The organism is Shewanella sp. DAU305 (genome assembly GCF_026802235.1).
GTDB classification, from domain to species: Bacteria; Pseudomonadota; Gammaproteobacteria; order Enterobacterales; family Shewanellaceae; genus Shewanella; species Shewanella baltica.
Window position 1 is genome coordinate 2,113,855 of sequence record NZ_CP113808.1, and the last position, 16,281, is coordinate 2,130,135.

At 45.2% G+C, this 16,281-nt stretch carries 14 protein-coding genes and 1 pseudogene; 6 read left to right on the forward strand and 9 right to left on the reverse strand.

The window, feature by feature from the left end:
- Positions 1 to 14 precede the first annotated feature (14 nt).
- From OX890_RS09025 to OX890_RS09045, 5 genes and pseudogenes are all read left to right on the forward strand, one after another.
- Positions 15 to 1,556, forward strand: coding sequence for a DUF3369 domain-containing protein (locus tag OX890_RS09025; RefSeq protein WP_268650462.1), 1,542 nt, complete (start codon positions 15 to 17; stop codon positions 1,554 to 1,556).
- Complete coding sequence (locus OX890_RS09030; RefSeq protein WP_268650463.1) at positions 1,553 to 2,914, forward strand: GAF domain-containing sensor histidine kinase; 1,362 nt, start codon at positions 1,553 to 1,555, stop codon at positions 2,912 to 2,914. Before OX890_RS09025 ends, OX890_RS09030 begins: the two co-directional genes overlap by 4 nt.
- A 237-nt stretch (positions 2,915 to 3,151) precedes the next feature.
- Positions 3,152 to 3,349: pseudogene (locus tag OX890_RS09035) on the forward strand (sugar phosphate nucleotidyltransferase); the annotation flags it as partial.
- Between the two features lie 16 nt (positions 3,350 to 3,365).
- Positions 3,366 to 3,905: a dTDP-4-dehydrorhamnose 3,5-epimerase gene (gene rfbC, locus OX890_RS09040; protein WP_259510869.1), complete on the forward strand. Its 540-nt coding sequence runs from the start codon at positions 3,366 to 3,368 to the stop codon at positions 3,903 to 3,905.
- A gap of 33 nt (positions 3,906 to 3,938) precedes the next feature.
- Positions 3,939 to 5,033, forward strand: coding sequence for an NADH:flavin oxidoreductase/NADH oxidase (locus OX890_RS09045; protein ID WP_259522425.1), 1,095 nt, complete (start codon positions 3,939 to 3,941; stop codon positions 5,031 to 5,033).
- Positions 5,034 to 5,150: 117 nt separating this feature from the next.
- Here the strand turns inward: OX890_RS09045 and OX890_RS09050 are convergent, their stop codons facing one another.
- The 6 genes from OX890_RS09050 to panB form a co-directional block, all read right to left on the reverse strand.
- Positions 5,151 to 7,496, reverse strand: a complete 2,346-nt coding sequence (locus tag OX890_RS09050; RefSeq protein ID WP_268650464.1) for a YjbH domain-containing protein — start codon at positions 7,494 to 7,496, stop codon at positions 5,151 to 5,153.
- Positions 7,496 to 8,281 carry a capsule biosynthesis GfcC family protein gene (locus OX890_RS09055; RefSeq protein ID WP_268650465.1) on the reverse strand — a complete coding sequence of 262 codons (786 nt, stop codon included), beginning with the start codon at positions 8,279 to 8,281 and terminating at the stop codon, positions 7,496 to 7,498. Before OX890_RS09055 ends, OX890_RS09050 begins: the two co-directional genes overlap by 1 nt.
- Positions 8,282 to 8,291: 10 nt before the next feature.
- Positions 8,292 to 8,999 (reverse strand): YjbF family lipoprotein, encoded by a 708-nt coding sequence (locus OX890_RS09060; protein ID WP_268650466.1) that lies wholly within the window; start codon positions 8,997 to 8,999, stop codon positions 8,292 to 8,294.
- Between the two features lie 149 nt (positions 9,000 to 9,148).
- On the reverse strand, positions 9,149 to 9,391 hold the full coding sequence (locus OX890_RS09065) for a hypothetical protein (RefSeq protein ID WP_268650467.1): 243 nt from the start codon (positions 9,389 to 9,391) through the stop codon (positions 9,149 to 9,151).
- A gap of 248 nt (positions 9,392 to 9,639) precedes the next feature.
- Positions 9,640 to 10,791: a patatin-like phospholipase family protein gene (locus tag OX890_RS09070; RefSeq protein ID WP_268650468.1), complete on the reverse strand. Its 1,152-nt coding sequence runs from the start codon at positions 10,789 to 10,791 to the stop codon at positions 9,640 to 9,642.
- A 136-nt stretch (positions 10,792 to 10,927) separates the two neighbouring features.
- Entirely contained in the window at positions 10,928 to 11,770 is an 843-nt protein-coding gene (gene panB, locus OX890_RS09075) for a 3-methyl-2-oxobutanoate hydroxymethyltransferase (protein WP_268650469.1), read from the reverse strand.
- Positions 11,771 to 11,958: 188 nt separating this feature from the next.
- On the opposite strand from panB, the gene OX890_RS09080 reads away from it, so the two are divergent.
- Positions 11,959 to 12,882 carry a helix-turn-helix transcriptional regulator gene (locus OX890_RS09080; RefSeq protein WP_310473057.1) on the forward strand — a complete coding sequence of 308 codons (924 nt, stop codon included), beginning with the start codon at positions 11,959 to 11,961 and terminating at the stop codon, positions 12,880 to 12,882.
- A 116-nt stretch (positions 12,883 to 12,998) separates the two neighbouring features.
- Here the strand turns inward: OX890_RS09080 and OX890_RS09085 are convergent, their stop codons facing one another.
- The 3 genes from OX890_RS09085 to tsaA all read right to left on the reverse strand — a co-directional run bounded on the left by OX890_RS09085 (position 12,999) and on the right by tsaA (position 16,260).
- The gene (locus tag OX890_RS09085; RefSeq protein WP_268650471.1) at positions 12,999 to 14,714 is read right to left on the reverse strand and encodes a proline--tRNA ligase; all 1,716 of its coding nucleotides are present in this window, start codon (positions 14,712 to 14,714) and stop codon (positions 12,999 to 13,001) included.
- Between the two features lie 166 nt (positions 14,715 to 14,880).
- Entirely contained in the window at positions 14,881 to 15,525 is a 645-nt protein-coding gene (locus OX890_RS09090; RefSeq protein WP_268650472.1) for an acyltransferase, read from the reverse strand.
- Complete coding sequence (gene tsaA / locus OX890_RS09095; RefSeq protein WP_268650473.1) at positions 15,526 to 16,260, reverse strand: tRNA (N6-threonylcarbamoyladenosine(37)-N6)-methyltransferase TrmO; 735 nt, start codon at positions 16,258 to 16,260, stop codon at positions 15,526 to 15,528.
- Positions 16,261 to 16,281: the final 21 nt, after the last annotated feature.

A 16,281-nucleotide genomic window follows, 5' to 3' on the forward strand; every position in this document is an offset into this window, starting at 1 on the left:
TAGACGGTGGTTCTGTGGCGTTATTTAAGAAAAGTGCTGATGTTATCGAGGATAAATCCCATAAGCCTAAACAAGGCATTTGGAAAGTTGCCATTATTGATGATGAGCCTGGGATCCATGAGGTGACTCGATTTGCTCTAAAAAATCTGACCTTAGATAATCGGGTATTACAGTTCTATTCCTGTTACAGCGCCGCTGAAGGTTTAGCATTACTTAAAACCGAAACGGATATTGCATTGGCTTTTATTGATGTGGTCATGGAAACCGATCATGCCGGATTAGAGCTAGTTCAAAAAATCCGTACTGAGTTAAATAATCACAGCACCCGCATCATTTTACGTACAGGCCAGCCGGGACAGGCGCCTGAAGATCAAGTTATTCGGGACTTTGATATCAATGATTACAAGGCCAAGACAGAGCTTACCGCGGCTCGGCTTAAGTCTTGTGTCTACACTTCACTGCGTTCCTATCGCGATATTAAAATCATCGAGCAAAGCCAGAAGGGGATGGAGAAAGTCATTGCTGCCTCCACCTCGGTACTTAAAAGTCATACATTACATAATTTTGGCAGTGCGGTGCTTGAACAGACTTTACAGTTACTCAATCTTGAAAGCTCAGCCCTTTATCTCACAAGCTATCATCAAGACCTTTACCTCGATACCCAAATGAATCTTCTGGCCGCCACGGGTGAGATGATCAGTTACTGCGAAGGTGGCAGCGTTGAGACACTTCCTGGGGATGTACGTGAGTATATTATCGAGGCTATCGCGCTAAAAACCTCGCTCGTTCGTGACAATATTTACGTTGGATTTTATGAGCTAAGTGGCCATGTCACCAGTATTTTATATTTGCAGCACAATACTAAGTTAACGGATTTTCAAGTCAGTATTCTTGAGCTATTTGCGGCCAATGTGAGCTTAACCTTCGAGAATTTGTCAGGCCGTGAAAATGTGCAGCAGACGCAAAGGGAGCTGATTTTAATCATAGGCGATGCTATTGAGCAGCGCAGTAAAGAGACGGGAGCCCACGTACGTTGGGTTGCGCGCATGACTGAAATGCTCGCAATTGCCATCGGCATGCAAGCGGACTTTATCGAAACGATTCGTTACGCCGCGCCTTTGCACGATGTGGGTAAAATAGGTATCCCTGAGAGTATCTTACATAAGCCAGGCAAACTTGATGCCGAGGAATGGGCGATCATGCAAACCCATGCGGAGAAAGGCTATAACTTGCTCGCTGGCTCAAATCGTATTATTGCCAAAATGGGTGCCAGAATTGCTCATACCCACCATGAGCGTTGGGATGGGCAAGGTTATCCCCGTGGAATTGCTAAGGAAGAAATCCCCATTGAAGGCCGACTCATGGCGATTGTCGATGTGATTGATGCGTTGCTTTCCAAGCGCAGTTATAAAGAGGCGTGGTCAGTCGATGCGGTACGAGAGTATATTTTGGCGCAATCAGGTAAGCAGTTTGACCCCGTATTGTGTGAAGCGAGTTTAAAACTGTTAGATGCGTTTGCCTCCCTACATATCCACATTCCGGACGAACCGCTATGACCAGAATGCTCGATCGAATCCTATTTGATGTCAGTAAATCTCAGGTTATTGATGAGGGCGATCTCATTCAAGCATCACAACTTATTGTGAGTTCAATCTGTAAGGGATTACAGATCACGCGGGCGGGCATTTGGTTGTTTGGTCAGGATAATCAGACTATTGCTTGTTATTATTTACTCGACCACCAACAGCCGCAAGAAGCGTTAGTGCTCACTCGCGCGCAGTTTCCCCATTACTTCAGCTTACTCGACAATGAGCGCACCATTGTCGCTAATAAGGCGCAAACGGATCCTGCCACCAAAGAGTTTGTCGACACTTACCTGAAACCGAATCAGATCACCTCTATGCTGGATAGCCCCATTCGTCACCACGGCAAAATGGTGGGGATTATTTGTTCTGAGCATCAAGGTGAGGCGAGGGAATGGACGCGGGATGAGAAGGCGTTTGCTTCGGCACTGGCCGATCTCTTTGGCCGAGCCATGAGTGCTAAAGAGATCCTCGAATACCAACAACAGCTCAAACTCATCAATACCGATTTGGAGCATCAAGTTGAACTGCGAACAACAGAACTTGAGACGGCACTATCGACCTTAAAATCGACCCAAAAGCACTTAATTGAAAATGAAAAAATGGCCGCCTTAGGTAGCTTAGTTGCCGGTGTTGCTCACGAGGTGAATACGCCACTGGGTATCGCGGTAACATCAGTGACCCATTGTTTGGATGAGTTAACGCTACTAAAAGGGTCATTCGAGAAAAACGATCTCGATGAAGATAAGTTTGTCAGTTTTATCAATACTATGCAGGATGGTTTATGTTTAATTGAGCGTAATCTTTCCCGCGCCGCAGAACTGGTTCATAACTTTAAACGCACTGCCGCAGATCAATCGATATTGGAACGTGAGCGCTTTAATTTAAAGAACTATATTTTCCAAATATTTAGTTCATTAAAGCCCTTAATGCGTAAGAAAAACATCACTTTAAAAGTCGAACTCGATGACAATATTTTCATTGATTCCTACCCCGGCGCCATCGCTCAGATTTTTACCAATTTAGTCGCTAACAGTTTTCGCCACGCTTTCCCTGATGATTTTGTTGGAGATAAACAGATTGTCATTGTGGTTGAAAAGATGGGAGCACAGATCAAGATGACTTATCAAGACAACGGCATTGGCATGTCAGATGAAGTGAAAGCCAAAGCATTCGAGCCATTTTTTACCACGGCGCGCCAAAGTGGTGGCACAGGTTTAGGGATGTCGATTATTTATAATCTGGTCACCCAAAAGCTCAATGGAAATGTTTCTCTCTTCTCTGCGCCGAATCAGGGGTTACGTATTGAGATGCTGATCCCTGAGCAGTAGCAAGGGCGAAGATTGGTGAGCACTAGGTTCAGCAAATGCGCTTGTCTTTATTGAATAGAGGATTCATTCATCTTACTGAAGCTAAATGGCTTTTAGTGCTTGGAATGTAAACGGCTATTGCGCCATTATTTTCGTTAATCGACTGACTCATCTGCTGTCATCCGTTCTTCCGGCTCGTCGTCTTTTATATGCTACAATCTGGACACTTTACCTAGCTTATCAATCTTAAATATTTCAATGAGAAAAGGCATTTTACTGGCGGGCGGTACTGGCTCGCGTCTTTATCCTATGACGCAGGTTGTCTGTAAGCAATTACTGCCCATTTACGATAAACCTATGATTTATTATCCACTTGTCACCCTGATGCAGGCTGATATTCGGGATATATTGATTATTTGCACTCCCCACGATTTGCCGCTATTCCATGGATTACTCGATAAGCAGGTATTTGATGAAATGTAGCGAAACTGAGTTAGCCGAAGTGTTGGTGTTTGAACCGCAAGTCTTTGGGGATGAACGCGGTTTCTTTATGGAGACGTTTAGGCAATCCTATTTTGATGCCTGCTTTGCACAGCGGGGATTCGAGTCATGTGTGTTCGTGCAGGAGAATCACAGCCGATCGCAACGTAATGTCCTGCGAGGCTTGCATTTTCAACGGCGTAAACCGCAGGGGAAATTAGTGCGAGTCTGTGCAGGGAGCATTTTTGATGTGGCCGTCGATATAAGGCCCGACTCGGCCGCCTATGGGAAATGGGTTGGGCGAGTGCTATCAGCAGAGAATCATCTGCAAATGTGGATCCCACCGGGCTTTGCTCACGGTTTTTATGTTCTCAGTGATTATGCTGAGGTTATTTATCAATGTACCCAATATTATGATCCTGAAGATGAAAGCGTTGTCGCTTGGAACAGTGCAGAGTTTGCCATTGATTGGCCATTAATTACCGCACCGATTTTATCCACGCGAGATAGCCTCGCCAGTACTCCATCATAAAGCCAATCACGGTTTGTATTAAAAGGAATGACAATGAGTTTATTATTTTCGCCTTTAACCTTAGGTCAACTTGAGTTAGCGAACCGCATTATTATCGCGCCCATGTGTCAGTACTCAGCAGAAAACGGCCAAGCAACTGATTGGCATACGATTCATTTAGGGAGCATGGCGTTATCGGGCGCGGGAATGCTTATTTTAGAGGCCACCGCCGTTCTGCCCAATGGCCGAATTTCCTATGCAGATTTAGGCCTATGGGATGACAAAACGGAAGCCGCCCTAGATAAAACCCTCAAATCTATCCGTAAATACTCAAATATGCCGATGGCGATACAGCTTGCCCATGCGGGGCGTAAAGCATCAACTCGAAAACCTTGGGAAGGTGGCGGCGCTATTGCACCCGACGAACATAACGGTTGGCAGACGATAGCGCCTTCCGCGCAGGCCTTTAATGAAGGCACTGCATTACCGAGTGCGATGACCTTTGATGAAATTGATGAGCTTATCTTGGCATTTGTTAGTTCGGCGCAAAGAGCCGAACGATTAGGGCTTGATGCGATTGAAATTCATGCTGCCCACGGTTATTTGTTACACCAATTTTTATCCCCGTTATCGAATCAACGTACCGATAAATATGGTGGCAGTTTAGAGAATCGACTGAGCTTGTTGTTGGGTGTGTTTGATGCCATTAAGGCTGTGATATCGCCTAAAATGGCACTCGGTGTGCGAATTTCGGCAACCGATTGGGTCGAGGGTGGTTGGGATTTAGCCCAAAGCCTAGTGTTGGCAAAAGCATTAGAGAGCAGAGGTTGCGATTTTATTCATGTGAGTACTGGTGGGTTAAGTCCGCTGCAACAAATTCCTGTCGCTGAGCACTTTCAAGTGCCTTTTGCCGAAGCCATTAAAGGTGAGGTAAACACACCTGTGATTGCCGTGGGATTAATTACAGACGCTAATAAAGCGGAAACGATTTTGGCACAAGGGCAGGCCGATGCTATCGCGCTTGCTCGCACTATGCTCTATGACCCACATTGGCCTTGGCATGCGGCAGCTACATTAGGTGCAACGGTTAAAGCGCCGCCACAGTATTTACGCTCATCGCCACATGGGATCAAGTCACCAATAGAGTAGGCCGCTTAATTTGCTATTCATCAGTCATATTAAGCATTAAATTTTTAATCAGTTTTTATGGGCCGAAAAAATGGGCAAGAATTATCTTGCCCATTTTTAGTTTTAACTACGCACTCACTATTTCGCAGGTTCAACACTCGGTCTGGTATACCAAGGTGCTCGCGCATCTGTGACATCAAACAAGTTGTACTTACGTCCAAGCATTTGACCACCGTCACGGGTCAGTGGCATCCAAGACAAGAAAGCACGACTTTGAGTCGATTTTATGGTCATAAGATCGAATGGGATGGAAATATAGAAGCCCTTGGTAAAGCTGCCTTCGCCGTATTCTTCTGCTGATAAATTGGTTTTAGTCGCAAATGCACCGACAATAACACCGCTATCAAACTGTTTAGAGAAGTCAACCGTCACGCCTTTATCTTCGGTAAGATACTGCCCTGCGCTCACTCTAAGTAAAGTATTGGGGAACCACTCCGGCTGGTAATAAGCCGTTGCATGCCCAGTCACTACACCGGTTTGCACTCGATAAGCCCGATTGGTTAGAGGATCAACTTGGTTTTCGTCACTAAAGAAACCGAACATACTGTCGGGATCTCGCTGTTTCGCATAGTTAATATCAAAACCAAATGCCCATTGGCTATTGAGTGGACGATAGAGAAATTCTGTCCCCACACCGCCATACATCATCTCTAAATAACCGCCATAGGCTTGGTAGGAAATGTTATCACTAAGATTATCCATCCATGTCAATTGGAGGTTATTAACCCGCACAGGGTTATCATGAACATATTGACGAATTAAGGTTCTTACGCGTTTTAAGTCAGTACCATCCTGTGGTAGCTCATATAAAAACTTATCGTAGTTATCGTATAAGTTGAGATAAAGAGAACCGCCAAACTCGAAATTATCGGTAAACTTATAGTTTGCACTCCCAGTAACACCTATATTAAACAGGTAGAAGCCTTCTGAGCCTCCGAAGGATTGCACCATAGTCGGAGCAACATCGAAGCCTAGTTTATCCAGCCAATCTTTATCAGCACGCGTGACTAACTCACCTTGGGGTAAGCGTGGGACAACAACTTGACTTGCATCACTAACCTTAGCATTGAGGTAACCAAAGCTGGCTACTTGGGCAAATTTATCTGCATCAATACGCGTTTCTGTAATCGGCTGGCTATAATGGGTCTCAATTAAGCGATACTCTTTGATTTGAGTCAGGTCGCTATTATTGGCAAGTATAGTGGCAGCCCTTTGGTGGGCTTCATTTCTATCACGATACTTAGTCTGCTCCCCTATCACGGTAATGCTGTCAGAGTCAAGGTAAATTTTAGCGTTGCTATAGCCTGAAATCGTTTGTAGTTCTTGAGCTACCTTGTTCCAATCAATAGTAGTGTTTACAATTGATTGCACCATTATATTGGTGTGGGCCACTTCTATTTTAGTATCTAGAGTTGTATCGGCCGTTTCAGTTGGTTTTTCTGAATGTTTAACATTATTTAGTGGTGAATTAGCAGCTTGCACATGCGTTAATGGTGCCGCTGGTATTGGCTTATATTTAGCTGCAGCAGGATCGCGCTTTATCTGAGTTAAGGTATTGAAATTCGTTTGCACACTAAAACCGAGAGTCAAAGTATTACCGCGTTCATAACTTAAATGTATGTCCCCCCAGTCACCAATATTATACAACATACCATAATTAAACTTACTGTTCTGTGACATGTCACTCCCAGCATAAATAGTTGGCAGATCTGATGCATAATTATTTGAATCATATTCAATTTTTAATCTAAATGGCTTCCAAGGAGTTTGATATTCAATTCCTCCAAATAAAGAGGAACACCCGCTGAACATGCGTTTTATTTCAAACTGCCCTACATTATTATAATTAAAATCTCTTCCACACCCAGGAGCATCTTCAGTTGACTTACCTGTAAGGTTTCCACTATTTCCTATATAGCCCCATCCTATACCTAGAGTAAAATCAACTGGACCGACTCGTTTTGTTGCTGCAATAAACTCACCATCAAATAAACCTGTTCCTCCTAAATCACGAATGCCAAATGAGGTTTCAGGTAGCCAATTCGTTTCTTTAAGCAGGCGGACTTTAAGGTCTATACCTTTATCAGTGTATTTAGTATCACTACTAAAATCTGGATTCCCACTATAAAGCCAATCATGCGCTTGAGTGTAGCGCACAGTACTTTCAAGCCATGAGAATAATTGTACAGATGCTGTGTAATGTTGGTAGTCAGAATTATATGTTGTTGCTAGATTAAACTCGCCTTCAGGCGCCATACGTCCTGTAGGCATTTGCATTAAACCAACACCACCAAAATCTGATTGCGAAGCTAACAGTGTTGGATAAGAAAACTCATCTGCAGATACCTGGAGTAATGGTAATAATGCCAAAGACAGTGCAGATAATCGGCCTAAGGTATGGATTGTGTGGCTAGACTTTTTCATTACAGAGCCCGATTCCTGAGTAATTCAACAATGTTTTCATTTAGTTGAGTGTAGTCATCAAATAGACTTGAAAACTCAACGTAGAGACTTGCTCCAGGAGCAATATCTTGCTCTTGATGATTCCAATAAGCGATGGGTTGTTTTATCGCTTTGCCATCGGGTTGAATAATCCACACAAAACTTGTTTCAGCATTATCGAGTAACCCTGCTTGTTTGAGGTAATCTTTGCTAGTCTTTTGGCCTTGCCATGCCAAATCCCCAGATTGTGCTACAGCACCAAGCACTGTGACAGTGCTTGGACGAGGCGGTAAGACTAATAGGAAACGACCATCAATTAGCGAATTGTATGAATCATTGATACGAATAAGGTCAATATCCAGAGGCTGCATTACGCGCTGCCCAAGTTGTAGACTGCGAATAAGTTGTGCGAGCTTAGCCAGTTTTGCGATGTTAGCACTGTCGTCTTTAGCTTCGCCCATTTTAGATAGCAGAGTTAAGACTTGCTGACGTTTCGTTTCTAATGCGGCGGTATTTTGAATATCGAGTAATGCCGCACCTAACCAATAAATAGGAACAACCTCTTTATTCGTGGTTTTATTATATGCTGGGAGTTGCTGTAATCCGTCTTGCACTATTTGTTCTATACGCACTGCTGTCGGATAGTTTAGTTGAACCTGAGCATCCTGAGTCGTAGATGTACTGATGAATAACTGGGTTTCAGCATGAACAGTTGCAGTTAGTGCTGAACTAAGTACAAGTGCCAATGGCGCGATGTAATATCTCATAATGGTTCCACTAAGATGCAAATGGCTTAAGTAAAGTTATATCGATAAAAGGCAGATTGGGTGCTATCTTCTGGCGGCTTTTAATGACGTGCCCATTATCCGGTTTTAACCAAAACTCATTTAAATATTGAATATCAAGACCTTCAACAGATACTAACTCGCTGTAATGCAATGCTTGAGTGGGAGTATCATTTATGAGTATCTTTTCCTCAGCGATAAAATCAAACTGTGAATTAAGTTTATACCCATAATGGTAGCCGGGCTGCCAGTCAAGCGTGCGAGTCCAAGTCTTAGGCGTACTATTTAGATGCAGACCTAGGAGAATAGGATCGGGTTCTGAACTTTCAATAGCGGCTAAATTGCCTGAGAGCAGACTATGAGTTCTCACCAAACGTCCGTTCACTGTTACTAACATTGCTTTATCTGCAGAGAGCCATTTTAGCTCCATTGCTTCTGGCGTCGGTCTTACAGTGGTAAGGGTGTGTTTTGGTTCTGCTAAGGCTAAAACAACAAATGCTTGAGGTATATCTTCTATCTTGACATAGATGCTAGCGTAGGGATTGGCTTCTATTTGCTCGGTGGTGAGCTTAATATCGCTCTCTCCAATGAAAGCTAATTTCATCGTATCGTTGATGGCGCTAATTCGTTGACTACAGCCAGCAATACCCATTAATGCAATTGAGGCTGTGAGTAAGAGTAGTTTTTTATTTATACGCATCCGAGTTGCTTATTCTCAATAGTAATAAATATCTATAATGTAGAGATATCTGAGACATATTTCAATAAATGAAGTGATTCTCACTTTCTCTAAACGAGCAAAAAAAACAACCGCCAATAGGCGGTTGTTTAAGAGTCATTAATAACTGATTAATTGCCAGTACCAGTGGTAGTATTAGTACCTGTGGTAGTGATAGGGTTACCATCAGAGCTGTTAGATATTACAACTGCGCCAGCAATTGCAGCTGCAGCAGCTACACTACCAGCAACAATAACACCAGTGCTAGTGCTTGCAGCAGTACCTGTACCGGCAGCTTCGCCGTCTGCTGCATTTGCAGCCATAGAGCTTAATGCTGTTATTGCAACGATAAGTGCTAGTGAAGTTTTTTTCATCGTGATTCCCTTTTAGAAAAAATTTAATTAAGTGATTTTAGCTAATCTAGTAAAACATGATAGGGGATACTAGCTAAATGATCAATCTTAAATCCTAAAGAGGATTCAGGCTTTCGATTGAAATTTTGCTTAGCTATAAACTAAGCCCATTTATCTTAATGAGTTGTATCATTCATCTTAGACTTGAACAGCTAAACAAACTCACCTTTATAAATCAGTTTTAGTCCATGAGTTCTGCATCATAGCTGTTAGCGATGAGATTCAGCGCTATTTTCCAAAGTTAAACCAAAAAAGGCTTTAAGTTCGTCGATTTGCTCCATGGCATCTTTGTAGCCTAGGTCGATTAACGCGCTGGTGTAGGTTTTTTCGAATAGTAGGTAAGACACGATACTAGAATCTGATTGTCTATCTATACCAATAAAACCGAGTAAGGTTTTTACTGCCCATGGCATGTCATCGTAGAAGCGGGCGGCAATTTTGCTGAGGTCTTCGCTGGGCTTGATGACTAAGGTTTTAATCGGATGTAAGGCCAGCTTGTTACGGCTTGACTCGGGGATCAGGCTTAAGGTGTTATTGATCCTTTCAAGTCGCTCAAGGTCGCTGTTTAAAGTGTCGGAAAAGATAGTATCGAGCAGATGGCCCGCTATGGATGCCGTTTTCGGGTGATATTCCAGTTCCATTGGGAAGTGTTTGTGTGGACTCTCTAAGTTAATGACTAAGAGTTTTTCGGCGCCTAAATGGATAGGGCTTGAGAGCGGAGCCAGCTGGTGGACCGAGCCATCGCCATAATAGGCTTGGTTGAGTTTAATCGAGGGGAACACCATAGGAATGGCCGAACTGGCGAGAAGGTGTTCAGTGTTGAGCATCATACGTTCGCCACTGCGTCTAGCGCGGGTCCAGTTTTCGATATCCCGTGATGCTTGGAAAAAACTTACTGAGCGTGAGTTGTTGTAGCAAGAGGCATCGACGCTGAGTGCGGTGAGTGCGCCGCTGCGAATATTACGGTCGATACGTTTAAAATCGATTAATTCATTGAGCAGTTTTCGGAGTGGATCGTTATCGAGCAGACTGCCGGCGTCGGTATTAACCTTATCGTCCTGCATGCCTTTGAGAGCCATTTTACCTAGGTGGCCAAGCACGCCAGTGATGGATGCGCGATACACTTTGCGAGTCTCAAAATGGCGCCATACCCATTCGAGCTTTTTGACGCCAAGATGAAAACAGGAAGCATGGGTGGCAATGGAAGTGCCATTAATGGCACCTGCCGAGGTGCCACAAATGATTTTAAAGGGAATGCCATGATTACGCGGATAAAGCTGAACCAGTGCTTTTAGCACGCCGACTTGATAGGCGGCTCTTGCGCCGCCGCCGCCTAAGACTAATGCAGTTGATGTAGGCAATCTTCAGACTCAATTTATTGTTTTAATAGTTTTATTAAAGCAACGCCCCCCTATAAAAAGCAAGTCGATAGACTCAATTAGTTGTAAATTTCGATTTATAGTTTATTCGATTGCTGCAATATTTCGTTTTAGACAATTAATCCGCTGTAATCTTGATTGTTTGGCTGAGGCCAAAACAATGCTCTGCTGTTGGAAACTTAGCGGTTCTTACTTCTCTGGCGTATTCGGCGCAGGCGTGAGTGATTAAGGAGCTTAGGTCGATATAGCGTTTGGCAAATTTAGGCGTGTAGTCAGAAAATAAGCCTAAAATGTCCTCAGTTACGAGCACTTGACCATCGCAGGCGGGTGAGGCGCCAATGCCGATTACGGGGATTGAGACTTCTGCCGTTACTGTGCGCGCCGCGAGCTCGGATGTACCTTCAATCAGTATGCTAAAAGCGCCTGCTTGCTCAAAGTCTTTTGCTAAACGAACGAGGGCTTCGATGGCGGCGGCATCCCTTGCTTGGGTTTTAAATCCACCCAATTGATTGACGTGTTGCGGCATTAATCCTATGTGTGGCATCACAGGGATCCCTCGCTGGGTTAAAAAGCGAGTGGTGTCGAGCATCTCTGCACCACCCTCGAGTTTTACCGCCTGCGCGCCAGTACGTATCAATACTTGACTGGCATGTCTAAAGGCTTGCTGAGGCGATTCTTGATAACTCCCAAAGGGCATATCGATAATCACGCAGGCATGTGCTGCGCCGCGAGTGACAGCAAGACCATGGTTAATCATCATTTCTAAGGTAACCCCTAGTGTAGCGTCTTGCCCATAAACCACCATGCCGACGGAGTCGCCGACGATAATCATATCAACATGGGGATCGATAAGTTCCGCCATCGGTTTTTCATAGGCGGTGAGGGCGACTATTGGCGTTTTACCTTTCATTTTCTGTAAGGTAACGGGCGTAACCCGGTTTTTATTCATGTGGATGCTCATGTCATCTCCAATTCGTTAAATCTGAGAGGGCATGTTAGTGCTTGCTGCTTTAGCGTTAGCTCGATAGATTGACTTAATATCTAGATAAAAAGACACTTCTACACAGAAAAGTGCTTTTATACGAAGAGGCGCTTTATATACGGAAGAGGCTCGATAATACGAAAAGAAGCTTCGATATAAAAATCACCTTGGGCGATAACACCTTGAATCAAGTAACTGACACTCCTTTATCTCAGCAGCACATCACTCAGTACACTCAGGTCGCACCTTCACGTTTAGCCGCCGCAGGGCTAAGCGCGTCCATCATGTTACTTAAACGAACGCTCAAGCCGTTTGAACATGTGCAGCGCCATCGTCATTCTTGGGGACAGGTCATTTATGCCAGCCAAGGTGTGTTGAGTGTGATTACGCCAGCGGGGCGTTACATAGTGCCGCCTGAACAAGCGGTGTGGGTGCCTCCCTTTGTCGATCATGAGGTTATCGCGCTAGGTCAGGTGCAATTGAGCAGTCTGTATTTGGATGAAACCCAGATCGGCGGTTTTCCACCCAGCTGTACTTGTCTGAATGTGAAGCCTGTTTTGCAGTTGCTACTGCAAGAGGCTAATGCCTTGATGAGGAGTGAGGCTGGGCTGATTGAGCCCGATTTTAAGGATAGCGCTATACGACTTTTGATGGTGATCCGTGACTTTATGGTGCTCGCACCTAAGGTCGCCTTAGATTTACCTTATCCTAAGGATAAAAAATTACTGCGCATTACCGAGGCTTTGCTTGCGGATCCGAGCGAGCAACGCACTTTGGTGGATTGGCAGCGGGAGGTCGGCGCCTCGGCCCGCACGTTAGCGAGATTATTTAAACAGCAAACTGGGCTAAGTTATAGCCAATGGTTGCAAAGGCTTAGGTTGCAGGTGGCGATTCAAATGCTCAGCCGAGGTGAATCAGTGCTCACTACAGCGTTATCTTTAGGTTATGCCTCGGGTTCAGCCTTTGGATATATGTTCAGACAGTTGATGGGCGTTGCTCCGAGTCAGTACCTGTTAGCGCAAAATACCTTGCCAAAAGTACAGTGCCAAAAATACAAAGATAAACAGCCACAGATAAAAGTCATGTCGTGAGTGATCGACGAAGGTCAATAAAAGTTCAATAACAAGCCAATAAAAAAACGCACTTAAGCTGGGCTTAAGTGCGTTTCGTTTTGATCGTTAAACTTTTCTAGATTTCGCGTTGAGGCTTAGCCTTTCACTGCGTTTTTCAGGAAGTCGAGCAGTTGATCAAATGGAATATCTTGCTTTTCACCGGTGCGGCGGTTTTTGTATTCAAATACCCCAGCATCGATATTGCGATCGCCAATCACCACTGTGTGTGGGATACCAATCAGTTCCATATCGGCAAACATCACGCCTGGGCGCTCTTTACGATCGTCCAGTAACACGTCAATACCCGCTTCGCTTAAGTCTTTATATAACTGCTCGGCGATATCGGTTACGCGGTGCGACTTATGCATGTTCATTGGCAGAATGCCCACGCTAAATGGCGCAATCGCTTCTGGCCAAATGATGCCACGGTCATCGAAGTTTTGCTCGATGGCTGCGGCCACAATACGGCTTACGCCGACGCCGTAACAACCCATCAATAACACCTGTGACTTGCCGTTTTCGTCAAGTACAGTCGCGTTCATCGATTTAGAGTAGTTAGTACCCAGTTGGAAAATATGACCCACTTCGATACCGCGTGCCATAGCATAAGTGCCTGAACCATCTGGTGTTGGCTCGCCTTCGACTACGTTACGGATGTCGGCAACTTGTGCTGTCGGCAGATCACGTTCCCAGTTGATACCAAAATAATGTTTGTCATCCACATTCGCACCAGCAGCAAAATCGCTCATGACGCTAACGCTGTGATCGATAACGATAGGGATGTTAAGACCGATAGGGCCAAGTGAACCAGGACCTGCGCCAATGGCGTCACGGATCAGCGCTTCTGGCGCCATTTCTACTGGTGATGCCACTAAGTCTAACTTGTCGGCTTTGACTTCATTGAGTTCATGGTCACCGCGAACAATCAGTGCCACTAACGGCGTCGCTTCTGATGCGCCTACGACGATCAAGGTTTTGACGGTTTTAGTGATATCCAGATCAAACTGCTCAACCAATTCAGTAATGGTCTTCGCATTTGGGGTATCGACTAAACGCAATTCTTCAGTGGCTGCGCCGCGAGGCTCAGTGGGTACTGGTGATTCAGCTTTCTCAATGTTAGCCGCGTAATCGCTGCCCGTTGAGTAAGCAATTAAATCTTCACCGCTTTGCGCCAGAACGTGGAACTCGTGTGACATGCTGCCACCGATAGAACCTGTGTCAGCTAATACTGGACGGAAGGCTAAACCCATGCGCGTCAGAATGTTGCTATAGGCGTTGTACATGGCCTCATAGGTTTCATTCATGGTATCGACGTCAAGGTGGAAAGAGTAGGCGTCTTTCATCAAGAATTCGCGTGAGCGCATCATGCCAAAACGTGGGCGAACTTCGTCACGGAATTTGGTTTGGATTTGGTAAAGGTTCAGCGGTAATTGCTTGTATGAGCTGACTTCTTTACGGATCAGGTCTGTGATCACTTCTTCGTGGGTTGGGCCCAGTACGAAGTCGCGATTATGACGATCTTTAAAGCGCAGCAGCTCGGGACCAAACTTTTCCCAACGACCTGTTTCTACCCACAAGTCTGCCGGTTGCACCATAGGCATTAGAATTTCAATTGCACCGGCTTTGTTCATTTCTTCACGAACAATGGCTTCGACTTTACGCAGTACGCGTAAGCCCGTGGGGAGATAGCTATAAAGGCCCGACGCATTACGACGGATCATGCCCGCACGTAACATTAATTGATGACTAATGACTTCTGCGTTGGCAGGAGTTTCTTTCTGTGTTGATAGCAGGTACTTGCTGACGCGCATTACCGATGTCCAAATTTGAGTTGAATGGTCGCCATTTTATCACCTGCTTTGATGATGTCACCTACGTATTTAGGTTAAATTCAACTAGCTGGGAGACAAATAGCATTTTTAAGAAGATTACTGAGTCAAAGGAAAGCGATTTAAGATGCGATTTGTACCGGCCGATTTAGCTTTTATCACGTCTATCGCCAATCACTTTGGCGGGGTTGCCTGCCACTATCGCCCAGTCGGGCACATCTTTCGTCACTATGCTGCCCATACCCACCACAGCGTGATCGCCAATTGTCACACCATCGACTATGCCGGCCTGAGCGCCAATCCACACATCTTTACCTATAACAATGCCTTTGGAGTTGGCAGCTTGTTGATAGATGGGCGTATCTGGCGCCATGCCATGGTTGAAGGCGTAAAGGGTGACATTATTGGCGATGCGGGTTTGATTGCCTATCTGAATCCCGACTCTGCCGCCATCGAAGGAGCAACCATGATTAATCGCCACTTCATCCCCTAGCGTGATGGGCCCGTGTAAAAAACAGTCGGCGGCGATCATGCAGCGATTACCCATGCGGATATCACGATTGGGTTCGGCGAATAACTGCGCTTCGGGTGCAATAAAACAGTGCTCGCCGATGTTGACTGTTTCGAGGGCACAAAGCTTTGCTTGGATCTCATCCTGCCAGGGTTTTGCCCAGACTAAATGTTTCTCTTTTAAAGAAAAATACAGCCACGGCATCCAAGAGAGACGCTTTTTATGCTGGCTTTGATAATCAGGCAAAGATGCCGGCTCTGATCTAGGCGTTGGCGCAGACATTTAGCCACATTTCCCCGGTTTGAGTTCTAATACTAAGATGTATTCTTGGTCATGCTCATCGGCCGCCATTTGCCAGAACACATCTAAATCATAGAGGGCGACTTGATATAACTTAGGATCATCCTTGGCTTTTTTATAGGCGGGGCGCGGATCTTGACCCAAGACTCCGCGGATAAGTACGGCTAAATCTGTGTAGGTTTCCTGCTGGGCATAACGCTCAATTTGTGCCTCGGCATTATCGGAATACACCACTGAAATCAGTTTAGGGGCGTCTTGAGCAATGCCGCCGACAGCATCGGTAATCGAATCAGAGAAAGGAATGTAAGGCTTAATATCGATAATCGGCGTGCCATCGACCAGATCCATACCGGAAATTTCAAGGCAAACTTTGCCCTTGCGCTGCACTACGCCGTGCAGTTTCACCACAGACTGACCAATGCCATTGGGGCGAAAAGTGGAGCGAGTGGCGAATACGCCGAGTTTTTCATTGCCGCCTAATCGCGGTGGCCTGACTGTGGTTTTCCAACCTTGGGCAAGATTCTCATGGAAGCAAAATAGTAACCACAGATGGGAATATTGCTCGATACCACGCACCGCATCGATATGATTGACATGGGGTTCGAGTTCGACATAGCCGCGAGCCTCAACGAGTCCGGGTTGTCTTGGGATGCCAAACTTTTGTTTATAGGGGGTGCGGCAGGTCGCTACTGCGACAATTTGGTTGGTAAATGTCATGCAAAAAATTACCTAAAAGGG